At 71.5% G+C, this 23,454-nt stretch carries 23 protein-coding genes; 8 read left to right on the top strand and 15 right to left on the bottom strand.

What is annotated here, in order from left to right; genetic code table 11:
* Positions 1 to 361: 361 nt before the first annotated feature.
* The 3 genes from FGD68_RS14380 to FGD68_RS14370 form a co-directional block, all read right to left on the bottom strand.
* On the bottom strand, positions 362 to 718 hold the full coding sequence (locus FGD68_RS14380) for a GntR family transcriptional regulator (protein ID WP_181036629.1): 357 nt from the start codon (positions 716 to 718) through the stop codon (positions 362 to 364).
* 22 nt (positions 719 to 740) lie between these two features.
* On the bottom strand, positions 741 to 1,676 hold the full coding sequence (locus tag FGD68_RS14375; protein ID WP_119372504.1) for a hypothetical protein: 936 nt from the start codon (positions 1,674 to 1,676) through the stop codon (positions 741 to 743).
* Positions 1,677 to 1,854: 178 nt separating this feature from the next.
* A complete protein-coding gene (locus FGD68_RS14370) occupies positions 1,855 to 2,175 on the bottom strand; it encodes a hypothetical protein (protein WP_119372503.1) in 321 nt (106 codons plus the stop codon).
* A gap of 411 nt (positions 2,176 to 2,586) precedes the next feature.
* Here FGD68_RS14370 and FGD68_RS14365 point away from each other — a divergent pair, with 411 nt between their 5' ends.
* Positions 2,587 to 3,183, top strand: coding sequence for a hypothetical protein (locus tag FGD68_RS14365; RefSeq protein ID WP_104235054.1), 597 nt, complete (start codon positions 2,587 to 2,589; stop codon positions 3,181 to 3,183).
* A gap of 201 nt (positions 3,184 to 3,384) precedes the next feature.
* Here FGD68_RS14365 and FGD68_RS14360 read toward each other — a convergent pair whose 3' ends face one another.
* Positions 3,385 to 5,574 (bottom strand): discoidin domain-containing protein, encoded by a 2,190-nt coding sequence (locus FGD68_RS14360; protein ID WP_119372502.1) that lies wholly within the window; start codon positions 5,572 to 5,574, stop codon positions 3,385 to 3,387.
* Positions 5,575 to 5,938: 364 nt separating this feature from the next.
* On the opposite strand from FGD68_RS14360, the gene FGD68_RS14355 reads away from it, so the two are divergent.
* Positions 5,939 to 6,094 carry a hypothetical protein gene (locus FGD68_RS14355; RefSeq protein WP_182480882.1) on the top strand — a complete coding sequence of 52 codons (156 nt, stop codon included), beginning with the start codon at positions 5,939 to 5,941 and terminating at the stop codon, positions 6,092 to 6,094.
* Positions 6,095 to 7,315: 1,221 nt separating this feature from the next.
* Positions 7,316 to 8,761 carry a glycoside hydrolase family 43 protein gene (locus FGD68_RS14345; RefSeq protein ID WP_119372500.1) on the top strand — a complete coding sequence of 482 codons (1,446 nt, stop codon included), beginning with the start codon at positions 7,316 to 7,318 and terminating at the stop codon, positions 8,759 to 8,761.
* A 134-nt stretch (positions 8,762 to 8,895) separates the two neighbouring features.
* Here the strand turns inward: FGD68_RS14345 and FGD68_RS14340 are convergent, their stop codons facing one another.
* The 5 genes from FGD68_RS14340 to FGD68_RS14320 form a co-directional block, all read right to left on the bottom strand.
* Positions 8,896 to 9,267, bottom strand: coding sequence for a hypothetical protein (locus FGD68_RS14340; protein ID WP_119372499.1), 372 nt, complete (start codon positions 9,265 to 9,267; stop codon positions 8,896 to 8,898).
* 64 nt (positions 9,268 to 9,331) lie between these two features.
* Positions 9,332 to 9,727: an SdpI family protein gene (locus tag FGD68_RS14335; protein ID WP_104235049.1), complete on the bottom strand. Its 396-nt coding sequence runs from the start codon at positions 9,725 to 9,727 to the stop codon at positions 9,332 to 9,334.
* 37 nt (positions 9,728 to 9,764) lie between these two features.
* The gene (locus tag FGD68_RS14330; protein WP_119372498.1) at positions 9,765 to 11,132 is read right to left on the bottom strand and encodes an L-serine ammonia-lyase; all 1,368 of its coding nucleotides are present in this window, start codon (positions 11,130 to 11,132) and stop codon (positions 9,765 to 9,767) included.
* Positions 11,133 to 11,141: 9 nt separating this feature from the next.
* The gene (locus FGD68_RS14325; protein WP_119372497.1) at positions 11,142 to 11,810 is read right to left on the bottom strand and encodes a hypothetical protein; all 669 of its coding nucleotides are present in this window, start codon (positions 11,808 to 11,810) and stop codon (positions 11,142 to 11,144) included.
* A 174-nt stretch (positions 11,811 to 11,984) separates the two neighbouring features.
* A complete protein-coding gene (locus FGD68_RS14320; protein WP_043583378.1) occupies positions 11,985 to 12,245 on the bottom strand; it encodes a GlsB/YeaQ/YmgE family stress response membrane protein in 261 nt (86 codons plus the stop codon).
* Between the two features lie 186 nt (positions 12,246 to 12,431).
* Here FGD68_RS14320 and FGD68_RS14315 point away from each other — a divergent pair, with 186 nt between their 5' ends.
* Positions 12,432 to 12,941, top strand: coding sequence for a DUF427 domain-containing protein (locus FGD68_RS14315; protein ID WP_104235046.1), 510 nt, complete (start codon positions 12,432 to 12,434; stop codon positions 12,939 to 12,941).
* 18 nt (positions 12,942 to 12,959) lie between these two features.
* Here the strand turns inward: FGD68_RS14315 and FGD68_RS14310 are convergent, their stop codons facing one another.
* The 4 genes from FGD68_RS14310 to FGD68_RS14295 all read right to left on the bottom strand — a co-directional run bounded on the left by FGD68_RS14310 (position 12,960) and on the right by FGD68_RS14295 (position 17,864).
* Positions 12,960 to 13,478, bottom strand: coding sequence for a CoA-binding protein (locus FGD68_RS14310; protein ID WP_181036633.1), 519 nt, complete (start codon positions 13,476 to 13,478; stop codon positions 12,960 to 12,962).
* A gap of 245 nt (positions 13,479 to 13,723) precedes the next feature.
* Positions 13,724 to 15,019 carry an O-acetylhomoserine aminocarboxypropyltransferase/cysteine synthase family protein gene (locus tag FGD68_RS14305; RefSeq protein WP_119372496.1) on the bottom strand — a complete coding sequence of 432 codons (1,296 nt, stop codon included), beginning with the start codon at positions 15,017 to 15,019 and terminating at the stop codon, positions 13,724 to 13,726.
* 98 nt (positions 15,020 to 15,117) lie between these two features.
* Positions 15,118 to 16,122, bottom strand: coding sequence for a YeiH family protein (locus FGD68_RS14300; RefSeq protein WP_237609598.1), 1,005 nt, complete (start codon positions 16,120 to 16,122; stop codon positions 15,118 to 15,120).
* Complete coding sequence (locus tag FGD68_RS14295) at positions 16,122 to 17,864, bottom strand: dolichyl-phosphate-mannose--protein mannosyltransferase (RefSeq protein WP_237609597.1); 1,743 nt, start codon at positions 17,862 to 17,864, stop codon at positions 16,122 to 16,124. The genes FGD68_RS14300 and FGD68_RS14295 overlap by 1 nt, the downstream gene beginning before the upstream one ends.
* A 230-nt stretch (positions 17,865 to 18,094) precedes the next feature.
* On the opposite strand from FGD68_RS14295, the gene FGD68_RS14290 reads away from it, so the two are divergent.
* Together FGD68_RS14290 and FGD68_RS14285 are read left to right on the top strand one after the other, a co-directional pair.
* Positions 18,095 to 18,646 carry a hypothetical protein gene (locus tag FGD68_RS14290; RefSeq protein WP_237609596.1) on the top strand — a complete coding sequence of 184 codons (552 nt, stop codon included), beginning with the start codon at positions 18,095 to 18,097 and terminating at the stop codon, positions 18,644 to 18,646.
* A 1-nt stretch (position 18,647) separates the two neighbouring features.
* Entirely contained in the window at positions 18,648 to 19,184 is a 537-nt protein-coding gene (locus FGD68_RS14285) for a hypothetical protein (protein WP_237609595.1), read from the top strand.
* A gap of 40 nt (positions 19,185 to 19,224) precedes the next feature.
* On the opposite strand, the gene treS is transcribed toward FGD68_RS14285, so the two are convergent.
* Positions 19,225 to 21,471, bottom strand: a complete 2,247-nt coding sequence (treS, locus tag FGD68_RS14280; RefSeq protein WP_104235040.1) for a maltose alpha-D-glucosyltransferase — start codon at positions 21,469 to 21,471, stop codon at positions 19,225 to 19,227.
* Between the two features lie 205 nt (positions 21,472 to 21,676).
* Here treS and FGD68_RS14275 point away from each other — a divergent pair, with 205 nt between their 5' ends.
* On the top strand, positions 21,677 to 22,003 hold the full coding sequence (locus tag FGD68_RS14275) for a hypothetical protein (RefSeq protein ID WP_119373354.1): 327 nt from the start codon (positions 21,677 to 21,679) through the stop codon (positions 22,001 to 22,003).
* Positions 22,000 to 22,815, top strand: coding sequence for a 16S rRNA (cytidine(1402)-2'-O)-methyltransferase (gene rsmI / locus FGD68_RS14270; RefSeq protein ID WP_119373355.1), 816 nt, complete (start codon positions 22,000 to 22,002; stop codon positions 22,813 to 22,815). Before FGD68_RS14275 ends, rsmI begins: the two co-directional genes overlap by 4 nt.
* Positions 22,816 to 22,834: 19 nt before the next feature.
* On the opposite strand, the gene FGD68_RS14265 is transcribed toward rsmI, so the two are convergent.
* Positions 22,835 to 23,395 (bottom strand): CGNR zinc finger domain-containing protein, encoded by a 561-nt coding sequence (locus FGD68_RS14265; protein ID WP_181036624.1) that lies wholly within the window; start codon positions 23,393 to 23,395, stop codon positions 22,835 to 22,837.
* Between the last annotated feature and the right edge of the window lie 59 nt (positions 23,396 to 23,454).

Here is a 23,454-nt window from a genome sequence, read left to right as displayed (position 1 = left end):
GTGGGCTGGAGTCCTCCATGACATGGGAGCCGTTGCCAGCGTTGTGGTCCCGGGGGGGCGATCGCCCGCATGGGTCCGAGCCGGCGCCGACGGGCAGGTCATGACCGCGGTTCGTCCCCTTGTGACCGGAAGGACACGAAGGGTGTCTCACGTAGCCCCCCGTCACCGGAATCGTCACCGGACCGGTCTGTTGAGACAGCGGCTTCTGGCCAGCACATCTCTGCGTCCGCTGGCTTATGAGCATGGGCACCTGCCCACGTGATGCCCCACGCGCCGTGAGAGAACGGGTGTCCGGGGAGGGGTCCCCTGTTGAAACAGGAAGTACGGGTCGGACGTCTCTCGCGCTTAGGCCTTTGCGCGGTTATGGATCTGATCGTGTTGCCCATGCGGCTCGGATCGCGCCGAGCGCTTGCTCTAGATCGACTCCCGCGACCGTCGCGACGTATCGCTGCGCTGCTTCCTGGACCGTGGCGGCGTGGTGGTGGCCAGCGGCCACGCGCGTGCCTTTCGAGCGGTTGGTGACAAGGAGCCCTTCTGACTCAAGGAGCGCGTATGCCTTGCCGACTGTCCCGGGGGCGACTTGCAGGTCCGCTGCGAGCTGACGGACGGTTGGCAGGCGCTGGTTTGCAGGTAACTTGCCCGCCCGAACGCGGTCCGCGATCTGCACACGAATCTGTTCGTAAGGAGGCAGGGCGCTGCTCGGGTCGATGCGGATCACAGTCGGCCTTCCGTGGTGCGCGTCATCGAGTCGGCCCGGCTGCACGGAGGCTGGCGCGGGGGAGTGCGAGAGCCTGACGGGTCGCGAAGGCGAGACTGACGCCAGAGAGAACGACGCTGACTAGTCCCATGGCCACGAACATGATGCCCAGCGCGGTCCATCCTGGGTGGGAGGTCGGGAGGACCGCGGAGAGCAGGGCCCGTCCCGAAACGGCTGCGGCGCCGCCGAAGGGCAGCGTGAGAGAGAAGACCGCGATCGCCGAGACGATGCGCATGGACTCGCGCCGCCAGGCCGTATCCAGACTCACGAGAGCGGGGTCGGGGAACGCAGGAGTCGCGCTGATGCGAGCCATGGTCGAGATCGTGACGACGATCAGCACGACGCAGGTACCCAGAAGGGGCAGACCGTAGAACCATCCGGCGTACGGGCTGGACGCAGACACGATGTCCGGCGAGGTGAACGCGATCGCCCGTGACAGGCCGAGGTCATCGGGCGAGGACGTGACTCCCGTGACGATCACGAAGGCCACGAGACAGATCAGGGCAATGATCGGTGGCAGGGACAGCGAGCCGCTGAGGTACGACGCCACAGTTCGCGGGGTGAGTGAGGCGCTTCGCGCCGCGGAAGGCGAGACGGCATGACGCACGGCAGGGATGAGGCTGTAAAGCAGTAGCCCGACAGATGCAGACACCGGTGCTGCTAACAGGAGCGGAAGGCCCAGGAGCGGGGCGACGCTCAAGCCCAGCGCCGACATCACGACCAAGACCACGACTGAGGCACCGATCGCGGCGACCGCTCTCTGGCGAGCTCTACGTAATGCCGACATGTGCATGGCGTCAATATTTACGTCTGCAATCACCGCCCGTCGTCTTGCCGACGCAGCAAAAACCGCGATCGCGCACGTGAGAATGAGAGTGACCGCGAGCAGCGGTAAGTCGAGTGCTATCAGGTCCACCATGACCCACCTCCTGTGTCACCTGGACGGTACAAGGGTGAGAATCTGTGTGTCAAGTGCGTAGTACAAGACCTGCCGATACCGTGAGGGTGCGTCCGGGGAGGGATGGCTTCCCGGACCCTAGCTGCCAGGCGATGCTGGGTGGCTTTCGTTTGGCCGAGACGCCGTCCCCGACCGTCGTTTAGTGCACGTCGGACGAAAGCTGGACGCTGTGTGCGAAGAACGTCTCACCGGTGCATTCGTCGGGCTGACCGGGTATGAGTTCCGTGCGATATGTGCCACCCATGGAGAGAGAGTCGCCGAGGGCGAAGCTCCTCTCGCCGACGGTCAGTGTTTGGCCATCCCAGCTTGCGGGGCGTGCCACGGCGAGTGGGTACCCACCAACTCGAACGCATCCGTCCTCGAACGACAGCAGACCTTCGCCCCCGAGGAGCGAAGCGGCGTAGCTGCCGTCGGGGGCTCGCTTGATCTCGAAGGTCAGAAGCCCGTCGTCGTAGCTCATCTTCGGTGTCGACGTCGTCGCTGGTGTGCTGGTTGCTGAACCTGCGCAGCCGGAGAATGCGAGCAAGAGCACGCCGGCCGCGGCGGCAGTGTGCAGGTGCGTCGTTCTCATCCAGTCCTCGGGCTCAGCGGTCTCGGGTCGCGAGACGCTGCGTTGTCGATCGTCGGAGCCATCTCGTGACGAGCCGTCCGATCTTGTTGTCGGCAAGGTACCCGTTGACACTCACCGATGGCACCCCCAGTCGTGGGAGCCACGGTCTAGCGTCCGGAAGGGGATTCCTTGCCGGACGGACCCGACCGCCCCGTGGCGTGAGGGGCGATGCGCAGCTTGCCCTTTCTGGGCCCGTTCTGGGGTCGCACCCGAGGCCGCTCCTCGTGGCCATCGCCAGCGCTTCCGGTCAGACTGAGCCGCATGCGCTACCTCCGAGTTCTCGTGCTCGCGGCAGCGGTCGTCCTCCCTCTGAGCGCCTGCGCCGGGTATCCCGGCTCACGTGACGCCGACGACGAGCTCACGGGCGTAGCTCTCGTCCTCGACGACGGCCAGGGATCACAGGTGCACGCGTGCTTCGGGTTCGTCCAACAGTCCCTTCCTCCGAAGTGCTCGGGTCCGGTGGTGCACGGGTGGGACTGGTCCGCCGTCGACGAAGAGGAGACGGCAGCCGGCGTGACTTTCGGTGAGTACGACGTCACGGGCACCTGGGGTGGGACAGCTCTCACGCTCACGCAGCCCGCGACCGTGGCTGGTCCGACGCCAGGACCGGATGCGACGACCGAACCAGCAGGTCAGGAGCCAGACCCGGCGTCGGTGAAGCGTGCATTCGACGACGAGGATCCGCCATGGCAGGGAGACGACCGAGCCGTGTTCATGGAGTACGGGGACGGACCCTTGAAGGTCACGATCGTGTTCGACGACGGCAGAGTCCAGGACGCGGCTGACGCGAAGTACGGCGAGGGCGTGGTCCAGGTCTCATCGGCCCTCCGATCGATCGGCGATGCGCAGGATCGCTAGCTCCGCCTGCAGGAAGAGGTGCTTGCTGGTGGAGGGTCGCCTGACGTCCGGGTAGCCATGCTCGCCTGGACGCCAGCCCCACCACCACGCCCGCTATGTACCGGGGTCGAGATGCGCGGGTGGGGGAGGGGTCGGCGCCGGCGCGTTCCGGTCCGACCTGCCGCGGCTCAGGAGTCCGATGCTCCGCCTCGGCGCCGCGCTTCAGACCCCGGCGAACGGGACGGAGGTCGTGGTGCGCGCAGACCCCGTGATGGTCGTGACGGTCGCGACGCCGTTCTTGACCGTCTTCCGGCCCGTGGAGAAGGCTCTCTCGACAGACGCTCCTGAAGCTACGCCGACGACCGTCGTCCGGCCGTAGGGCGTCACGATCGAGATGGTCGCCGGGCTGGCGGTGGCATTCCTCGCGCGGACCTTCAGGACGGCTCGGCCGTCGACCACCGCCACGGACGCGGATGTCGACGCGGAACCCGTCGACGGAGACGGAGACGGAGACGGAGCAGGAGCAGGAGTCGCGGCTGTCGCGACGACGGACATGGGCGCGAGGGAGGTGCGTCTTCCGTCGACGGACGCGGTGATGGCGACCGGACCAGGTGTCGACTGGGCGGTCACCTGCGGCATCACGGCCGTACCGGTGGCACCGGACACCGCGGAGGCGGTTCGTGCGCCGTTCGCGAAGGTCGCGGGTCCCGTGATGTCGAACGCCACCCGCCGTCCGGCGAGCTTCTGACCGGTGCGGTCCATGACGTCGACGCTTCGGACGAGATCCGACGTCGAACCCACGGTCATCGTCGCAGCTGTCCCGCTGGCGACGAGGGCGTCCACCGGTGCCACGCCGCGCACCTCGACCGCGGACACGCCGGTGGAGCCCGCGTAGTCCCGAGTGCCCCACGCCTCGTAGACCAGGCGGATCCTGTCCGTCGTGACAGCCGGGAACGTGATCGCGTTCAGGGTGTCCCGCGTCCGCGTCGCCGTCGTGGGCGTCGTGTCGGCGATGGCCCGCCAGGTCCCGGAGGCGGCGTCGTAGGACTCGGCGCGCCAGGATCGGGACGGGATGAGGCCCTGGTTCTGGCTGTCGGCGGCGTCGGCGGCGAACTGCGAGGCGATCCGGTCCACCGTCACGGTCTGGGGCCACCGGAGCTCGAGGGTCTGCGTGCCGGCGGACGGCCAGGTGCCCCAGTAGGTGCTCGGGTTCCCGTCGACGGCGCCCTGCGGGCCAGCCCACGGCGAGGAGGTCGATGCGCTGGTCACCGCGAACCGGGTGATGTCACCCGTGTACTCGGTGCAGGGCACCGTCACCGTGACGGTCGCCTCGTGGGCGACCTCGTCGATCGCGTCGACCCGCACCGACATGCCTGAGTTCAGGGTCACGGTCTCGCCGGCGATGGCGAACTCGTTGGCCTCCGACGCGTCTCCGGGGCGCTCGAGCAGATCGCCGCCGTAGGGCTGGATGGGGTTGGAGCGGAGCACCTGGACGCCGGAGACGTTCCGAATGGCCCGGGAGGGGCTGGTGTAGGCGCCGCCGTCGGAGGTGGCGTCGGCGCGGTCGTTGTACTGCACCCAGTAGGCGACGGAGGAGTCCTGGGGATCCGTCCACCGCAGGGCGCGTTGCGTCCCGGGCCCCGCCCCGAGGGACTTCAGCCTCGTGGTGCGGGGAGCGCCGCACACGGGCGAGCGGGTGTCCGACAGCGTTCCCAGACGCGCGAGGCTCGGTGCGGACAAGGGAAGGAACGCCCACGAGGCGCCCATCACGTCCGTGCGGTTGCCGTACTCGAGGCGGGGGCAGTCGCCGCTGGTGGGGGAGTAGTCCCACGTGGTGGCGCACTGGACGCTGAAGGCGTGGGGCAGCGACAGGTTGTGGCCGAGCTCGTGGGCGAGGAGGTACGCGTCCGGACCGCCCTGGAACGTGAGGCCGCCATCGTCCGGATCTCCGCGCTGCTCGCCGTTGGCCCAGTTCGGGCACGGCGGCCCCGGCGGGACCATCGCGACCAGATGCCGTGCCGGGCCGGGCTGCCAGCCCGTCTTGCGCTTGATCCAGTCGTGCAGGCCACCCGTGTTCGAGCAGTCGATGGGTTCGTCGACGGCCTGCCAGTCGATGATGCGCTCCAGCTGGAACCGGATGGCGCCCCCGGTCTCCCGCGCGTAGAACTGGTCGACGAGCTCGACCGATCGACGGGCTGCCGCGGCGTCGAACGACGGGGTGGTCCCCTGGGGCGCGACCAGGGCGATCGTCACCTGGTGCACGACGATGTCGGCGCGCGCGGGGATGTCGACAGCGGTGAAGCCCGTGTCCCCGGCGGCAGTGGCCGCGTGTGCTTCCGCGCTCCCTCCGGTGATGACGGCCGCCACGAGGGCCGTGGCAGCGAGAGCGGACAGGACGGAGCTCGATCGCATGGCGATCCTTTCCTCGGTGCCGGCGGACGCCGACCGTGCATGGAGCTGATGTGGGGTGTCGTCATCCCCTGTGTCGCGTCAAGGCATCAGGGCCGCTGACCCGGGCTTCGCGCTGCTGGATCGGTGGGGCTCACCGGTCGGAGACGCCAGGAAGGGCCCGTACCGACGGGGTCCACCACGGGCGCGGCCCGTGACGTGAGCGCTGGGCGCGGACGATCGCCGGCGCCCCGTGCGTCGTCGGTGACGATGCGGCCCCCGAGGTCCGCCTCCGCGCGCAGGACCGCGCGGGCTGCGTCGGCCGAGATCCTGACCCGGGGGCGTTGCGGCTGGTGACCGTCAGAGCGACCTTGCCCGAGGTCAGCGCGTGGACGCGGTGACGGTGCTGCTCTGCGCAGTGGAGGTGGCGGGGGACCATCCGGGCTTCGTCGCCGTCGCCGTCGCCGACACCGACGCCGACGCCACGGTGCTCCGGTCGGCCGCGGTGAGGACGTACGTCGTCGAGGCCGAGCGCAACGGCTGAGGCGAGGATGACGGGCCGTGCGAACTCGGTCACTGTTGCTCCTAGATCGGCACCATTGCGGGGGAGAGCGGCTAGCCACGGCCCGAATTGTTCACGCTAACAGATTGGTCCCAGCGCAGGAAGGCCGAAGGAGGGAGGCCTCGGAACCACGTGGTCGCACGGTGTCTCGCCGGACTGCCGCCGGCTGGTCCGGCCTGCGTTCGCTCCGGTCGCGCGGACGATCGCACGGTTCGTGCGCTCAGTCCAACGCGGTGCTGCGACGACCGGTCGCTCGAGGACGACCGGTGACGGTGCCGCGGCCGGTGCCGCACCAGCCGGCTCCTTCCGCGAGGCCGGGTCGTGCGCGGCGATCGACTCCTGGATGGCGGCGACCTGCTCCTTCGGGCCCTGGAACCACGGCACCGCGCGGAACAGCGCCGCGCGGGTTCCGGAGGACAGCGTGCCGGAGCTTGTTCGTGTCGTTCACCTCGAGCTCCGCGGCGGTCAGCTCGACCCGGATCGGCATCCCGGGTCGGCCGCCGACCTTGTGGGGAACCGGCCTCGTCCGGGCGGCTCCGCTTCCTGGCCTGTGCTGGAGTCCCACGCGGGCGGGTCTTGCCAGGAGGTCAGCATGTTCTGCTCCGCGTGCGACATGGCGAGGTGCGAGCCCCACGGGAGACTCGTCAGGACGGTGGCAGCTAGAGGCGAGAGCACACCGATCTCCGTCACCTACCTGGCAGCTCGTTGCGAGTAGCCCCTAGAAGAGCAGGGTCGGCCTGGCGATCAGCCCCGTTCGTTTCCCTATCCTCCCGCGCCCCCACTCGCCGACATCTGGTTTGTTCACGGTAACAGGACTGATACGGTGACCGAGCAGAGGTCGAGCAGGACACGATCCAGCCGACTCGCCCCGATCCACCGGTTCGAAGAAGAACTTGAGAGGAACGTCGACGATGACGTCGCCACCCCATCCCCACGAAGGTCGACAGGCCTCATCCCCAGGTCCCTGGCCATGCCAGCCGACACCGTCACGTCCGTGCTCCGCCGACGAGTCGATGCGCTGACCCACGGTGCCCGAACTCCCGAACACAGGGGCGCTCAGCCGCAGGTTCTAGTCCGGTGGCCGACTTACGGTCCTCGCCGGCTGCCATCTCGGCTTCGCCGGCACACTGCACCGGCTCGCCCGGACGCAGAGACGTCCGGCTGTCACACCGCGACAACATCACCTACTCACGAAAGCGAACGATGATATCCAGATCGAACTCCACTACCGGCCCCGGCCGGAGCTCCTGGCGACGCCGCCTGGCAACCATCGCGGCATCGGTCGCCCTGCTGGGAGCCTTCGTTGCGGCGGTACCCCAGTCGGCGCCGGCAGAAGCGGCCGCGGCGAACAGCGCCTACGTCATGGCCTACTTCAAAGAGAGCCCCAACGGCTCCGGCAACTCCTACAACGTCCACCTCGCCGTGAGCAAGGATGCGCTCGAATGGACGGCACTCAACGACAACAACCCGATCCTCGTTCCGACACTCGGCACGAAGGGAATCCGGGACCCATTCGTCTATCGGCTCCAGGACGGCAGCTGGGTGATGATGGCGACTGACCTCAAGAACGAGAACTTCACAGCGGCCAACCCCTCGCTTCACATCTGGACCTCACCCGACCTGATCAACTGGTCAGGCGACCGGCTGCTCAACATCAACAGCGCAAACCCCAACTCCTTCACGTGGGCCCCCTCTATCTTCTGGGACCCAGCACGCGCGAAGTACGGCATCACATTCAGCGCCAACCCCACGGGCGGTCCGTTCGGAACGATCCTCGTCGCCTACACGTCGGACTTCGTCACAACGACGACACCCGTGACGTTCTTCGACAACAACGGCCAAGGTGGTGTCATCGACTCTGACGTGCAGACGGACATCAACGGAGTGAACTACCTGTACTACCGTTCCCCCGCTCCCAACGAGACCGGCCTCATGGGCGCCCGCTCGTCCTCACTCACCCCCGGCTCGTTCACTACCTACACGAGCGGCCTCTACCAGGGTGGCTGTGTTGAAGCGCCCACAGTCGTCCGTTCGTTGGCGGACCCCAATGCGTGGTGGCTGTGGGGCGACAACTACTGCCCGAACAACAAGTTCAACGTCTGGCAGGGGAGCGTCACGACCGGATCGTGGACGCCGCTCAGCCAGCGGAACTTCACGGCTCCACTCGGCTCCAAGCACAACAGCATCCAGCCCATCACGTCGACGGAGTACACCGGGTTGATCGGCAAGTACGGCGTGAGCAACTCGACGCGACTCAAATCGTCCAACTTCCCTGACCGGTACGTACGCCACCAGGGCGGGGCAGCGCGCATCGATCCGCTTCCCTTCGATCCCCAGCAGGACTCGCAGTGGAAGATCGTTCCCGGTCTGGCCGACGCGAACGCCGTCTCCTTCGAGTCGGTCAACTTCCCCGGACAGTACCTCAGGCACTCGAACTTCGCCGTCGTTCTCAGGGCCAATGACGGAAGCGCCGGCTTCGCAGCGGACGCGACGTTCAAGAAGGTCGCCGGTCTTTCTGACTCGTCCTGGTCTTCGTTCCAGAGCTACAACTACCCCACCAGATACCTGAGACACAGGGACTTCTCGCTGCGGATCGACCCAGTGTCCAGTGCCGAGTACGGAGATGCAACCTTCCGGCTCGTCCCCTGAGTCTCCGCGTCTGCTGAGCTCCACGAGACAGGCGAAAGCCGCCCTTCAGGGGGCGGCTTTCGTCTTCGTCGAGGTCCACGGGCTCGTCGAGGTCCAGGTCGTCGAGCGGGTCCTGTGCAGTCGTGGTCGGATCCTCAGAGGTCGGCGTCGATGCGGGGCTCGTGCTCGGAGCTGGCGAGCAGCGCGCTCAGCGCCGATCGCTCCACGGCCGGCGCCGGCGCCGGCGCCGCGGCCGTCAGGCCGTCGAGGACGTCCGTCGATGGCGGCGGTGGGACGTCGGCGGGTGACGCGGTCTGCGAGGCGGGGTCGTGCGCGGCGATCGACGCCTGGATGCCGGCGACCTGCTCCTTCGGGCCCTGGAACCACGGCGCCGTGCGGAGCAGCGCCGCGCGGATTCCGGAGGACAGCATGACCGCGCGGCCACGGGGGAGATCCACGAGCTCGGCGACCTCGAGGATGCTCTCGCGCTTGAGCGCCGTCGACGTGGAACGGACGCCCTTGCTCATGCTCGCCGAGGTCGTCTCGCGGTCGTAGGCGCCGATGAGCTGCGAGATGTGCTGGAGGGCCGGGCTAGTCGCGCCGGATCCGCGGCGGTCCGTACCGCTCGGCGTCCTGACGCTCGGCCTCCTGCCGGCGGGCGACCCGCTTGGCCGCCTGCCCCGCGCGGAACGTGCTCCAGACGATCCCGCCCACCAGCAGCAGCCCGCCCCAGCTCGCGACGCTGTTCATGCCGGCGCCCGCCGCGATCCCGCCGATGACGCCGCCGATCGCGACGGGCAGGCACGTGCTGCGGAGCGCGGGGAGGGCAGCGACGTGCCCGGCCCGCCAGGCCTCGTCGCTCGCCATGAGGGGGCGCGTGCGGATCCCGATCCAGCCGTTGCGCTTGAGGAGCCCCCAGGCCGCGAGCTGCGTGGTGCCGAGGATCAGCAACGCCGCGACGGCGAGCAGCAGCGCGGGGACTCCCATGGGCCCAGCCTGACACGGCCGGCCGCCGCCGGGGCGCTCAGCACTCGATGACGTTGACCGCGAGGCCCCCGGTGGACGTCTCCTTGTACTTGGTGGACATGTCGAGGCCCGTCTGCCGCATGGTCTCGATCACCGTGTCGAGCGAGACGAGGTGCGTGCCGTCGCCGTGCAGCGCCATGCGCGCGGCGTTCACGGCGGTGGACGCGGCGATCGCGTTCCGCTCGATGCACGGGATCTGCACGAGCCCGCCCACGGGGTCGCACGTGAGCCCGAGGTGGTGCTCCATCGCGATCTCGGCGGCGTTCTCGACCTGCCGCGGGGATCCGCCGAGCACCGCGCACAGGGCGCCGGCCGCCATCGCGCACGCCGTACCGACCTCGCCCTGGCAGCCGGCCTCCGCGCCCGAGATGGATGCGTTGGCCTTCACGAGCGAGCCGATCGCGGTCGCGGTGAGCAGGAAGTCGCGGATCCCGTCGCGGTCGGCGCCCGGCACGAAGCGCAGGTAGTAGGAGCCGACCGCGGGGATGATGCCGGCCGCGCCGTTCGTGGGCGCCGTGACCACGCGCCCGCCGGACGCGTTCTCCTCGTTGACCGCGAGCGCGAACGCGTGCAGCCACTCGTGCGAGGTGTCGCGCGCGCCCTCCGCGTCGATGGTCGCGAGCTGCGACGCGACCCGCGCCGCCCGCCGCCGCACGTCGAGCCCGCCCGGCAGCGTGCCCTGGCCGCCCAATCCCGCGGTCACGCACGCGGCCATGGCGTCCCAGATCGCGTCGAGGCCCGCGACCGCGCGGAGGGATCCGTGGATCGACTCCTCGGTGTCTCGCGCCACGTCGGCGATGGAGCGCCCCGTCGACTCGGCGAGCTCGATCAGCTCGTCGGCGTTGGAGAAGGAGTGCGGGAGCCCGGTGGGCAGCACGGCCGAGGGCGCCTGGTCCTCGCGCAGCACGAAGCCGCCGCCGACCGAGAACCATGTGCTCTCGAGCACGGTGCCTCCGTCGGCGTCGAGCGCGGCGAGGTGCATGGCGTTGGGGTGGCGGGGGAGCCGCGTGAATGGCTCGAACGTCAGGTCGCGGCCCACCATGCGCACCGGGTGGATGCCGGCGAGCGGCACGTCGACGCCCTCGCCGAGCCCGGACCAGCGGCCGCGCACCTCGTCCGGGTCGCACGTCTCGGGCGCGAGCCCGGCGAGCCCCGCGACGACCGCGTCGGGCGTGCCGTGCCCGAGGCCGGTGGCGCCGAGCGAGCCGAACAGGCGCACGGTGACGCGCGTGATCCCTGTGAACCGGGGCGACGCCTCGCACTCCCGGGCGAAGAGCAGGGCGGCCCGCATGGGGCCGACGGTGTGCGAGCTCGACGGCCCGATCCCGATGGAGAAGAGGTCGAGTGCCGAGACGTACGCTGTCATCCCGTCAGACTATGCCGCCGTTTCAGCGCGGTCGGCGGCGGGGGCGCTCGCGGGATCCGCGGATGCGCCGGACGGCCGGCGGGCGGGCCCGCGCGAGGCGAGCGCCAGCCAGGTCCAGCCGATCGCGAGGCCGAGCATGGTGATCACGCCGCGCGGGAAGAAGATGTGGCTGTCGACGAACGAGACGGCCGCGACCACGGCGATCGCCGCTCCCGGCAGCGCCCGCGGTCCCGCGTGCCGGATCACGAGCGCGCTCGCGAGCACGGTGACCGCGACGTACGACCACACGCCGGTGACGACGATCCCGTCCGCGAGCGCGTACATGGTGGTCACGCCCTGCCCGCCCTCGAGCTTGAGGGCGCCGGCCGCGATGCCCGCGAGGATGTCGAGCGCCTGGTAGCAGACGGCGTAGGCGAAGCCGAGGACGACCGCGAGGATCCCGAGGCGTCGGTCGTGGCGGCGCGTGACGATGATCGGCGCGATGGCGAGCAGCGGGAAGACGGGCAGGAGCGCGATGTGCAGGTCGCGCCAGTGCATCGCGGTGTCGTCGGTGAGCGAGCTCGGGTGCGACAGGCCCGCGGCGGCGAGGGCCAGCGGCGGGAGCGCGACGGCGACGAGGACGGCGGCTGTGCGGGAGCGGGAGGGCGAGGGGGAGGACGGGGCGGCGGCGTCGGGCATGCGGTCATCGTAGGCAGACCCCGCGGCGCGACCCGCCCGGATCAGGATCCCGACATGACGATGGCCGACCTGCGCGCCGCCGACCACGGGAGGCGGCCGCTCACGGCATGACGAGAGCCCCCGCCGCCGATCCGGTCCGGATCAGGCGACGAGGGCTCCGCGGAGCAGGAAGGACTAGGCCTTCTTGCGGCCGACGATCGCGCCGTAGACCAGCAGGACGATGATCGCGCCGACGATGGCGAGCGCGAGCGAGCCGAGGTCGAAGCCGTCGACCGGCTTGTTGAAGAGCGCGCTGCCGATGAAGCCGCCGAGGAAGGCCCCGACGACGCCCAGGATCAGCGTGACGATGATTCCGCCACCCTGCTTGCCCGGGAGGATCAGCTTGGCGAGCGCTCCGGCGATCAGACCCAGAACCAGAAAACCGATGATGCCCATGTGCGTTACTCCTCGAAGATTTCGTGCTGTGTTGACACCCGAATGCGGGTGGACGTGCCCCAGTCAAGCACCCGGAGGACCATTCGTGCAAAAACGTTTAGTGGATACGTCTTTACCGGACGGGGGCGCGAGGCCCGTCCCGGCGGGGGACCCGGGGCGCTCAGGAGCCCGCGGTACCGTCGGCGCATGCGCATCCCACCCGCCCGACGTCCCCGCGAGATCCCCGGCGAGGGGCAGGAGTCCGTGTGGGACTATCCGCGACCGCCGCGCGTGGATCCGTCGTCCGAGCGCATCGTGATCGAGCTCGGCGGACGCGTCGTGGCCGAGAGCCGATCCGCGGTGCGGGTGCTCGAGACCAGCCACCCGCCGGTCTACTACCTGCCCTCCGCCGACTTCGCCGCGGGCGTGCTCTCGTCTGCGGCCGGCCGTTCGTGGTGCGAGTACAAGGGGGAGGCGTCGTACCTCACCATCACCGCGGGCGGCGCCACGGCCGACCGCGCGGCCTGGTGGTACCCGTCCCCCACGCGCGGCTTCGAGGTGCTCGCCGACAAGATCGCCGTGTACCCGTCTCGGATGGACCGCATCACGGTCGACGGCGTCGAGGTCGAGGCCCAGGAGGGTGACTTCTACGGCGGGTGGATCACGCCGCGCGTGGTCGGCCCGTTCAAGGGCGCGCCGGGCACGCTCGGCTGGTGATGCGGGCGGGCGTCCCCGCTAGACCGCGGCCTTCCGCGAGCTGATGACGCCCGTGTCGAAGCCGAGCAGGTGCAGGCCGCCGTGGAAGCGCGCGTGCTCGACCTTGATGCACCGGTCCATCACGACCGTGAGTCCGCGGGCCTCAGCGTCGACCGCCGCCTCCTGGTTCCAGATGCCGAGCTGCACCCAGATGACGGGCGCGCCGATCGCGACCACGTCGTCCACGACGGACGGGATGTCGCTCGCCTTCCGGAAGACGTCGACGATGTCGGGAACCTCGGGCAGCGAGGCGAGGTCCGGGTACGCCTTCTGGCCGAGGATCTCGGTGGCGTTCGGGTTCACGAAGTACACGCGGTAGTCGCTCGACTGCTGCAGGTACGTGCCGACGAAGTAGCTGGACCGGGCCGGGTTCGGCGAGGCGCCGACGATGGCGATGGACTTGGCGCGGCGGAGGATCGCCTGGCGCTCCTTGGCGCTCGGGCCCGTCCACGTGCGCTCGCTGCGGAGGAGCGCGGCGAGCGGGCTGGAGCGGGGGATCGCGCAGGTGAGGCCGTTCTGGAGCTGCGTGGTCTGGGTGCCGTCGGCGTCAGGGTCCGCGACGGGCACGACGGGCTCGACGGGTGCGGATGCATCCGCGTCGGCGGCGTGCGCCTCGGCGGCATCGCCGGCTGCGCGGTCCGCGGCCTCCTCGGCAGGGGCGAGCGGGTCGAGGCCCGCGGCACCGGCGGCGGGATGGGGCGCGGATCCGGTCTTCTCGGGCGGCACGCCGCCGGTGTCGAAGCTCACTTCGCTCCCTCCGTGGCGGCGGTCAGCGCCTGGTCCAGGTCGTGGATGATGTCGGCGACGTCCTCGATGCCGACGCTGATGCGGACGATCCCGGGCAGCACGCCCGCGTCCACCAGCTGCGCCTCGCTCAGCTGCGCGTGGGTCGTGGACGCCGGGTGGATGACGAGCGTCTTGGCGTCGCCGATGTTGGCGAGGTGGCTCGCGAGCTCGACCGACTCGATGAAGCGCTGGCCCACCGCGCGGCCGCCCGCGACCTCGAACGTGAACACGGATCCGGGTCCCGTCGGCAGGTACTTGCGCGCCCGCTCGTGGTGCGGGTGCGCGGGGAGGCCGGCCCAGTTGACGGCGGTGATGCGCGGATCCGCATCCAGCCACTCGGCGACCGCCCGCGCGTTGTCGATGTGCGCCTGCATCCGGTACGGCAGCGTCTCGACGCCCTGCGCGAGCAGGAACGCGGAGTGCGGCGCGAGCACCGGCCCGATGTCGCGGAGCTGCTCGGCGCGGAGCCGCGTGAGGAACGCGTACTCGCCGAAGTTGCCGGTCCAGTTGAGGCCGCCGTAGCTCGGCACGGGCTGGTCGAGGAGCGGGAAGCGCGCGCTCTCCCAGTCGAAGAGGCCGGACTCCACGACGACGCCGCCGAGCGTGGTGCCGTGCCCGCCGAGGAACTTGGTGGCCGAGTGGATGACGATGTCGGCGCCCCACTCGATGGGCCGGTTGAGGTACGGGGTCGCGATGGTGGAGTCGATGACGAGCGGGACGCCGGCCGCGTGCGCGACGGCGGCGAGCCCCTCGATGTCCGCGATCTCGCCCGACGGGTTCGCGACCGTCTCCGCGAAGACGAGCTTGGTGCGGTCCGTGATGGCGGCGGCGTAGTCGGCCGGGTCGCTCGACTGCACGAACGTGGTCTCGACTCCGAAGCGGCGGAGGGTCACGTCGAGCTGCGTGATGGATCCGCCGTAGAGGTTGGCGGAGGCGACGATGTGGTCGCCGGCGCCCGCGAGCGAGGCGAAGGTGATGTACTGCGCGCTCAGCCCGCTCGACGTCGCGACCGCGCCGAGGCCGCCCTCGAGGCTCGCGACCCGCTCCTCGAACGCGGCGACGGTGGGGTTCGACAGGCGCGAGTAGACGTTGCCGTACTTCTGCAGCGCGAAGCGCGCGGCCGCGTCGGCGGTGTCGTCGAAGACGAACGCGCTCGACTGGTAGATGGGGAGGGCGCGCGCACCCGTGGTGGCGTCGGGGATGTTGCCCGCGTGGATCGCCCTCGTCTTGAACCCGTACTCGCGATCGACCATGACCCGACGCTAGCCCGCGCTCCCGACGGTTCCCCGGTCGGCGCGTAATGCGGCGACATGCGACCGGTGGGGCCGGCGGCCGGAGGCGGCCCGGCGGATCAGGCCAGGCGCACCGCCGCGAGCGCGAGGCCCGCGATGAGCGCCCAGGAGAGGAGGCCGGCGGCGAGCGCGGATCCGCCCTGGCCGACGAGCTCGCGGAAGCGCACCGCGGACCCGAGCGCCACGAGCGCGATCGCCAGCGTCGCCGTCTGCACGACCTGCGCGGCGTCGAGCACGCCGGCGGGCAGCGGCACGAAGGTGCGGACCAGCACGGCGGCGAGGAATCCGAGCACGAACAGCGGCACGATCGGCGGACGCGCGGCGCCCTCGACGCGACCCTCGCGGCGGCGCATGACGACGCCCGCGATCGCGACCACGGGCGCGAGCAGCAGCACGCGCGTGAGCTTCACGGCGATCGCGATGGTGAGGGCGGCGGATCCGGCGATCTGCGCCGTCGCGACGACCTGCCCCACGTCGTGCACGCCCGCGCCGACCCAGTGCCCGAACGCGACGTCGTCGAGGCCGAGCGGCCCGGCGAGCGGCGGCAGCGCGGCGATCGCGAGGGTGCCGCAGAGGGTGACGAGCCCGACGGGCGCGCCCTGGTCGGCGGGCTTCGCGCGCGTGACGGCGGCCATCGCGCCGATCGCGCTCGCGCCGCAGATGGAGAAACCCGTGGCGAGGAGGAGCGGCTGCTGGCCCGGCATGCGGAGGGCGCGGGCGATGGCGTACGTGCCCGCGAACGCGAGCACGACGACCGCCACCACGAGGAGCACGGCGCGCCAGCCGAGGCCCACGATGTCGGAGAGGCCGAGCTGCAGGCCGAGGAGCACCACGCCGACCCGCATCAGCCGCTTCGACGCGAGCGTGAGGCCGGGCTGCAGCGGGCCGGTGAGCGCGGGCCGCGCGGCAGGGATCTGCGCGGCGACTATCCCGAGCGCGACCGCGACCGTGAGCAGCGGGATCGCCGGCACGAGCGCGTGCACGGCCCACGCCACGAGCGCTGCGGCGGCCGCCGCGGCGAGGCCGGGGAGCGCGGGGTGGAGGCGGGAGGCGGTGGCGGCCATCAGATCCACCCCGACGGGATCCACGCGTGCAGCCGCCAGAACCAGGTCGGCACGAGCTGCCCCACCCAGAGCGGGTAGAAGAACGCGCTCACGAGCGCGCACACGACGAGGACCGCGGCGACGATCACGATGCCGCGCGTGCGCCGAGGACGGGGATCGCCGCGGTCGCCCAGGATCATGCCCAGCACCATCGCCAGGCACAGGATCAGGTACGGCTCGAAGGCGATCGAGTAGAACTGGAAGACCGTGCGGTTCACGTAGAGCAGCCACGGCAGGTACCCGACGACCATGCCCATGAGCACGAGGCCCACGCGCCACTCGCGGCGGGCGGCCAGCCGGTAGACGAGGTAGAGCATCGCGACCACCGAGAGCCACCAGATGATGGGGTTCGCGATCGAGGTGATGGACGCGGAGCACGCGTCGATCGTGCAACCCGACTCCCCGTACCCGTAGCCCTCGTAGTAGAACTGCGTCGGCCGGTAGAGGAGCAGCCAGAGCCGGGGATCCGCCCGGTACGGGTGCGTGACGTCGAGGCCCACGTTGAACGCGTACTGCTGCGCGAGGTAGTGCCAGAGGCTCTGGAGGGGCAGCGGCACCCACGCGAGCCCGCCCTGCCAGGCGTTCGCGCCCTCGGCCGCCCAGTTGCGGAAGTACCCGTTCGAGGTCGCGAACCAGCCCGCGTAGGAGGCGAGGAACGCGGCGATCGCGGGCGGGACGAGGAGGAGGAAGGAGACCGGACCCTGGACCGCGGCGCCCGCCGTGAACCACGCGGCGAGCCCGTGGCGGCGGCGCAGCAGCATGTCGGTGAGCACCACGTAGAGGCCGAAGCCCGCGAGGAAGAAGATGCCGGACCACTTGACGGAGGAGGTCGCGCCGAACGCGAGGCCCGCCGCGATGAGCCACGGACGCCAGAGGATGACCGGGCCGAACTCCAGCGGCCGCGCGTCGTCGGGGCGGGCGGCGCGGCGGAGGGCGAGAAGCCGCTCGAACCGGCGCTCATGCCAGGTGCGGTCGAGGAGGATCGCGCCGAAGCCGAGCAGGCCGAAGAACATCACGTGGGTGTCGAGGAGGGCGATGCGGCTCATGACGATGGCGTGACCGTCGATCGCGAAGAGGAACCCGGCCATCGTCGCGACGACCGCGGAGCCCGTGAGCCGGCGGGCGATGAGCATGAGGAGGACGACCGCGAGCGTGCCGACGACGGCCGTCGCGATGCGCCAGCCGACCGGATCCGCCGCCCCGAACACCGCGAGGCCGAGCGCGATGATCCACTTGCCGAGCGGCGGATGCGCCACGAACGCGGGCGCCTGCAGGTAGCCGTCGGTCTGGCCCGCGATGAAGTCGGGGTTCGGATCGTCGGGCCATGAGCCCTCGTAGCCGAGGTGGAGGAGGGTCCACGCGTCCTTCACGTAGAAGGTCTCGTCGAACACGAGCGTCGCCGGGTGGCCGAGGCTCTGGATCCGGAGGATCGCGGCGAGCAGCGTGATGGCTATCGGGCCGCCCCAGTGCCGCGCGCGGCGGCGGGCGGGGGTGGAGACGAGGCGCGCCCAGAGGTCGTCGAGGCGGGATCCGCGGGCCGTGACCGCGCGCTCGCCGGCGCGCTGGGACGCCCGGGTCGGCGTCGCGTCCGAGTCGACGGCGGTGTCCGCGGTCAGGGGAGCCGGGGTGCCGGTCGCCGGGGTGCCGGTCGCCTGCGTGCCGTCGTCCACGTGCTCGGCGGGGCGGTGGGGCGAGTGGGGCACGGCTCATCATCGCATGCACGTGCGCGGACGCCCGGGCCGCGGACGCTCCGGGGATCCCGGTCGCGTCGGGACCCCGTGAGGTTCCCGGCGGGAGCCGTAGGGGTGTCGTGAGCGGGCTCGCGGCCGGGATCCGCGCGGCGGTGGACTGGGCGCATGCCCTTCCCGTGCCGCGTGCCTCCCGTCCCCGTCCCCGTCCCTCCCGTGCTCGCTCGCCCGGCGGGGGTGCGGCGATGAGCCTCCTCGAGGCGGTCGCGCCGCCGCGCGCGGATGCACCGGCCGCGACCGCGCCGGCCGCGCCCGCCGCGCTCGACGACGTCGTGGTCGCCGGGGTCTCGATGCGGCGGCTCGTGGAGGTGTGCGGGACCCCGTGCGTCCACTCCGGCGATGCCGTGGGGATCCGTGGCGACGGGGACGGCTGCGGCGCGCTCGTCGTCGTGGCGGTGACGGCCGTCCTCGCGGGCCCCGTCGGGGAGCGCGTCGTGTGCGTCGACGGGCACCTCGACGGCGTGGACGCGCGCTGGGCGGAGACGCGCGTCCTCGGCCGGGCGGACGGCGGCCGGTCGCTGGCCCGGATCGTCGCGGCCGCGCCGACGTCGGGGACGGCCGCGGTCGCGCTGCCCGACGACCTGGCCGCGGGGGACCTCGTCGTCGTGCCGTGCGGGGGATCGCCCGCCCTGCACGACGTGCGGCTGAGCGGGCGCCCCGTGGGGACGGGGCTCGTCCGAGGCGGCCGCGGCGCGGGGGAGCGCCGCGTGCCGCCGCGTCGCCGGAGGAGGCACTGAGATGCGCGCGCCGCTCGTCGACCCGTCCGCCGGCGGCAGCCGGGCGCGGACGCCGCGCATCGCATTCGCGGGCGACGCCATCCCGGCGCTCGCCGACCTGCGCGCCGCGCTCGACGGCCGGGACGAGGAGGATCCGCGTCCCGTCCGCGCGATCGTCGTGGGCGTCGATGCCCAGGCCGGCGGGATCCGCGGGGTCCACGCCGCCGCCCGGTGCCTGCGTGCCGTGAGGGTGCCGGATCACCTGCCGGAGCTGCGGCACCTGGTGGTCGTGGTCGGCGGGCGCGTCGGGGCGATCCGGCCCGACCTCCGTGCGCTCGACGCCTGGGTGGTGCGCACGCACGCGGGGCTCGAGCGCACGCGGGGCGTGGACGTCGCCGTGACGGGGATCCTCGCGTCCGGCTGCGTGACGCCGCGGCTCCTCACGAACCGCGTCGTCGACCTCGTGCGACACCCGATCGCGGCGCCGCGGATCGCCGTGGAGTGGGCGGACATCCGCGACCGGCGGATCCGCGACGTCGCCCTCGAAGCGTGGTGCTGATCCGCCGGCCGCCGGTCGCGCGGCCCGGAGGCGGGGCGGCCTAGGCCTCCTCGGCCTCCTGCTCCTCGTCGAGCAGCAGGAACAGGCCCGCGTAGGGCTCGAGCTGAACGGGGAAGCTCGACAGGTCGTCGACCGTGCCGACCTCCTCGCCCGTCGTCGCGTCGCGGACGACGCGGCGGGCGGGGAGCTCCTCGGAGCGGACGGTCGCGAGGATCGCCTCGCCCGTGAAGTTCAGCACCGTGAGCTGCAGGCGGGCGTCGGCCTCCGGGTCGCCGTTGTCGAGCCGGTGCACCATCACGAGCATGCCGGGGTGGCCCACGTCCGGGACGTCGACCTGCGTGCCGAGCGCGACGTCGAAGCGCTCGCGCACCTCGAGCACGCTGCGGAGCCCGGAGACGAACGACGACGGGTCGCCGACCTGCGCGGGCAGCGATCCGTAGAGCGAGCGGCCGCGGGGCATGCCGGATCCGGATCCGGTCGCCTCGGGCGCCGCGTCGAGCAGGTCGTGCCCGCCGCGGTGGACCCAGCGGGTGTCGCCGCCCTCGATGAGGTCGGCCACCTGCGACGCCTGCAGCGGCAGCACGCCGAGCAGGTCCCACGCGGAGAGCGCGAAGACGCCCGGCTGCCACGCGTTGAACTTCGCGAGCAGGAGGTGCGCGGCCCGGATGCCGGCCACGTCGTCGTCCCCGATCGCGTCGAGCGTGGTGAAGCCCTGCGCGGCCGCGATGACGGACGCCGTGGTGCAGGCGATGCCGTTCGTCGTGAACACGTGGTTGTAGTCGGCGCTCTCGCCCGTGAGCTCCTCGAGCAGATCGCCGCGGATCGTCTCCGCGAGGTCCGCCCCGGTCATCTCGTCGCCGCGGAACGGGAACACGTCCGCGCAGTGCTCGGTCGCCCAGTGCACGAGCTCGTAGGTGAGCTCGTCGTGGTTCTGCAGCGCGTGCACGAGGGTCACGGGCTCGACGCCGACCTCGAGCGAGGTGCGGAGCGTGAGGCGCAGGAACTCGGTGTCGCCGGTGGCGAGCGCGTGCTGGTACGCGGGCCGGTTGATGAAGTCGTAGGAGAGGTCGGCGCCGACGCGGCCGGTGTCGCGGATGTCCTCCATCGTGAGGTTCAGCTCCTGGAAGGAGAACCCGCCGACCTTCCGCACCATGCTCGCGATGAGGTGGTTCGCGGCCTCCGAGAGCGGGTGGCCCTCGGACCAGGCCGGACCCTCGACGCTCTTCTCCACGCCGAGGAAGCCGTTCGCGTCGAGCCGCAGCGCGCTCGCGCCGAGGTCGCCGAGCGAGTGCAGCGCGTCGCCGATGACCATGCGCATGCCGGCGAACGTGGGGTCGAGCCAGTTGATGGAGGGCTGGCCCTGCTTGAAGTAGTGCAGGTAGACCCAGCGACGGGTGCGGCCGTCGACGCCGAGCACGGGCGCGGTCGCGCTCCAGTTGGTCTCCTTGACGCCGGGCGCGTAGAAGATCACGCGCTGCAGGCGGCCGATGATGTAGCCCTGGTCGGCGAGCGCCTGCTCGGCGACCACGTCGAGGTTCACGGCGTCGCGCCCCGGGAGCACGTCGGGCAGGAGGCCCCAGTCCTCCTCCGGGATCTCGACCATGTGGTAGATCCCGGGGAAGTCCTTGTAGCCCATCTCCGCGAGGCGGAAGTCGGCGCCCTTGCCGGTGTGGCCGGGCACGATGTCGTCGATGACGCTGCCGCCGTGCTGGTCGGCGACCTCGGTGAGGCGGCGGAACTCGTCCTCCGTGCCGAAGGCGGCGTCGATCTGGGTGCTGATGCGGTCGAAGTGGCCGTCGACGCTCGCGGTCTGCGACCACTCGGTGATGCCGCCGGCGAGCTTCACGGGGCCGGTGTGGACTGCCTCGATGCCGATCGACTGGAAGATCTCCCACAGCTGCGGGTCGCCGAGCGCGCCGAGGTACGACTCGCCCTCCTTCGTGATGAGCGAGATCGGGTAGGCGGTGAACCAGACGGACGCGGTGTCGATGGCGCGTCGCGCGTCCGGCCGGGCGTACGGGTTCGACCACATGCTGGGCGATCCGGAGAGGCCGCGGCTCAGCACGTCGGCGTCGCCGAGCATCGACTGGCGGCGGAGCCACTCGACGTAGGAGGGGTTCGACGCGTCCGCTGCGCGCGGGTCGTTCGACGAGCGGCGGATCCCGCTCGCGCGCAGCTGCGGACGGGCGCGGAGACGGGCGGGGCGGGCCGGGAAGCGCTCCTCGTCGTAGGTGATCTCCGTGGGCTCCGGCTCGGGGATCGCGTTCGTCTCGATGGCGTCGTCCACTGGTGCTCCTCGGGGATGGTGGTGCGTCGTGCCCGATCCGGGCAGCGTCGGCCCGCCGGGCCGCTGTGACGAGCGTACGCAGGATGCGGGTGCGCCGTGCGGCCACCGCCGCGGGCGCCGGGCGCGCGTCGGGAGTGTCGCGATGCGGTTGACTCGGGGGAGTGGTCGGCGCGGTCGCGCTGCCCCGCCGTCATGGGGAGGTCGGATGTTCCTGCGGAGCAGATCGCGCGGGCGCGAGACCTTCGGGCTCGTGATCCTGGGGGTCGGCCTGTGCGTCGTCTCGGTGCTCGGCCTCACGGGCGCCTTCGGCGAGATCAGCGCAGCCGGGCGCGGTTCGACGATCGTCCTCCTGGGCGTGCCCATCGGCCTCGTCGTGATCGGCATGGGGATCGCGAACGCCATCCGCGGCTGGAGCGACCCGGGCGATGCCGAGGTCGACGATCCTCCCCACGTCGGAGACCGCTCCGGCCTGCCTGACCCGGACGGGAGCGGCCCGGACCGCTCCGCCCCGGATGGGATGATCGACCGGTGATCATCCTCGGCGCGACCCCCATCGGCAACCTGGGCGACGCGTCGCGGCGGCTCGTGGAGGCGCTGTCCTCCGCCACGGTCGTCGCCGCCGAGGACACCCGCACCACCATCCGCCTGCTCACGGCGCTCGGCGTCGAGAACCGGCCGCGGCTCATCGCGCTGCACGACCACAACGAGCAGGAGCGCTCCGCCGACCTCGTCGAGCTCGCGCGCGAGACCGACGTGCTCGTGCTCTCCGACGCCGGCATGCCGGCGATCTCCGACCCCGGCTTCCACCTGGTGGAGGCGGCGGCCGCGGCGGGCGTCCGCGTCACCGTGATCCCCGGCCCGAGCGCCGTGCTCAGCGCGCTCGCCGTGTCCGGCCTCCCCACCGACCGCTTCACGTTCGAGGGGTTCCTGCCGCGCAAGGGCGGCGACCGGCGCCGCGTGCTCCGCGAGCTCGTGCGCGAGCGCCGCACCATGGTCTTCTTCGAGTCGCCGAACCGGCTGCAGGCGTCGCTCGAGGACGTCGTCGCCGAGTGGGGCCCGGATCGCCGGCTCGTCGTGTGCCGGGAGCTCACGAAGCTGTACGAGGAGGTGCGCCGCGGATCCGCCGCCGAGCTCGCCGCCTGGGCCGCCGAGGGAGTGCGCGGCGAGATCGTCGTGGTCGCGGAGGGCGCCGCGGCGCTCGAGGTCGACCTCGCGACCGGCGTGACCCAGGTGCTCGAGCTCGTGGACGACGGCGCGCGCCTGAAGGACGCGGCCGGCACCATCGCCGAGGCGACCGGCCTCGGCAAGCGCGACCTGTACCAGGCGGCGCTGCAGGCGAGGTGACGCAGGCCCGGGCCCGCGCCTAGCCGACGGGATCCGCCGCGCGGCGCTCCCGGAACGCGACCATGTTCATCCGGTTGCCGCAGCGCACGCTGCAGAACCGCTTCGAGCCGTTGCGGGAGAGGTCGACGAGCACGCCGTCGCAGTCGTCGGCGGCGCACGCGCGCAGGCGGTCGGTGGCATCGGATCGCACGACGTCGACGAGGGCCATGGCGGCCTCCACGAGGATCCGGTCGGCGAGCGGCGCGTCCTCCGGCGTCGCGTGCAGGTGCCAGTCAAGGGCGTCGTGCCGGACGAGCCGCGGTGCCGCGTGGTGACGGGCGAGCAGCTCGTTGACGGGATCCACCATGGCGTCGCGGTCGAGGCCCCAGAGCTCCCGGAGGCGCGCACGGGCGCGGTGCACCTCGCGCAGCTCGCGCTCGTCGCGGTCGAAGCGGCCGGAGAAGCCGCTGCGGGTCATCAGGTCGGCGAGCTGCTCGGGGGTCGCCAGCAGGTCGTCGCCGGAGCGGGTGGCACGCGGGGCCGTGTTGAGGATCACGGCGTCGAACGTCAGCACGTCCTCGGTGTCAGGGGTGAAAAGCAAGTTGACTCCTTATCCGCGACGAGTCTAACGTCAGGACCGTAGGCCGCATGGCCCCTGAC

The organism is Clavibacter californiensis, from assembly GCF_021952865.1.
GTDB classification, from domain to species: Bacteria; Actinomycetota; Actinomycetes; order Actinomycetales; family Microbacteriaceae; genus Clavibacter; species Clavibacter californiensis.
This window is presented reverse-complemented; position numbering and strand designations above follow the sequence as displayed.

Excerpts from the sequence above, each read along its gene's own strand:
- FGD68_RS14375 (WP_119372504.1), bottom strand. The coding sequence starts at position 1,676 with ATGGTGGACCTGATAGCACTCGACTTACCGCTGCTCGCGGTCACTCTC.
- FGD68_RS14370 (WP_119372503.1), bottom strand. The coding sequence starts at position 2,175 with ATGAGCTACGACGACGGGCTTCTGACCTTCGAGATCAAGCGAGCCCCC.
- FGD68_RS14365 (WP_104235054.1), top strand. The coding sequence starts at position 2,587 with ATGCGCTACCTCCGAGTTCTCGTGCTCGCGGCAGCGGTCGTCCTCCCT.
- FGD68_RS14360 (WP_119372502.1), bottom strand. The coding sequence starts at position 5,574 with ATGCGATCGAGCTCCGTCCTGTCCGCTCTCGCTGCCACGGCCCTCGTG.
- FGD68_RS14345 (WP_119372500.1), top strand. The coding sequence starts at position 7,316 with ATGATATCCAGATCGAACTCCACTACCGGCCCCGGCCGGAGCTCCTGG.
- FGD68_RS14340 (WP_119372499.1), bottom strand. The coding sequence starts at position 9,267 with ATGAGCAAGGGCGTCCGTTCCACGTCGACGGCGCTCAAGCGCGAGAGC.
- FGD68_RS14335 (WP_104235049.1), bottom strand. The coding sequence starts at position 9,727 with ATGGGAGTCCCCGCGCTGCTGCTCGCCGTCGCGGCGTTGCTGATCCTC.
- FGD68_RS14330 (WP_119372498.1), bottom strand. The coding sequence starts at position 11,132 with ATGACAGCGTACGTCTCGGCACTCGACCTCTTCTCCATCGGGATCGGG.
- FGD68_RS14325 (WP_119372497.1), bottom strand. The coding sequence starts at position 11,810 with ATGCCCGACGCCGCCGCCCCGTCCTCCCCCTCGCCCTCCCGCTCCCGC.
- FGD68_RS14320 (WP_043583378.1), bottom strand. The coding sequence starts at position 12,245 with ATGGGCATCATCGGTTTTCTGGTTCTGGGTCTGATCGCCGGAGCGCTC.
- FGD68_RS14315 (WP_104235046.1), top strand. The coding sequence starts at position 12,432 with ATGCGCATCCCACCCGCCCGACGTCCCCGCGAGATCCCCGGCGAGGGG.
- FGD68_RS14305 (WP_119372496.1), bottom strand. The coding sequence starts at position 15,019 with ATGGTCGATCGCGAGTACGGGTTCAAGACGAGGGCGATCCACGCGGGC.
- FGD68_RS14300 (WP_237609598.1), bottom strand. The coding sequence starts at position 16,122 with ATGGCCGCCACCGCCTCCCGCCTCCACCCCGCGCTCCCCGGCCTCGCC.
- FGD68_RS14290 (WP_237609596.1), top strand. The coding sequence starts at position 18,095 with ATGAGCCTCCTCGAGGCGGTCGCGCCGCCGCGCGCGGATGCACCGGCC.
- FGD68_RS14285 (WP_237609595.1), top strand. The coding sequence starts at position 18,648 with ATGCGCGCGCCGCTCGTCGACCCGTCCGCCGGCGGCAGCCGGGCGCGG.
- FGD68_RS14275 (WP_119373354.1), top strand. The coding sequence starts at position 21,677 with ATGTTCCTGCGGAGCAGATCGCGCGGGCGCGAGACCTTCGGGCTCGTG.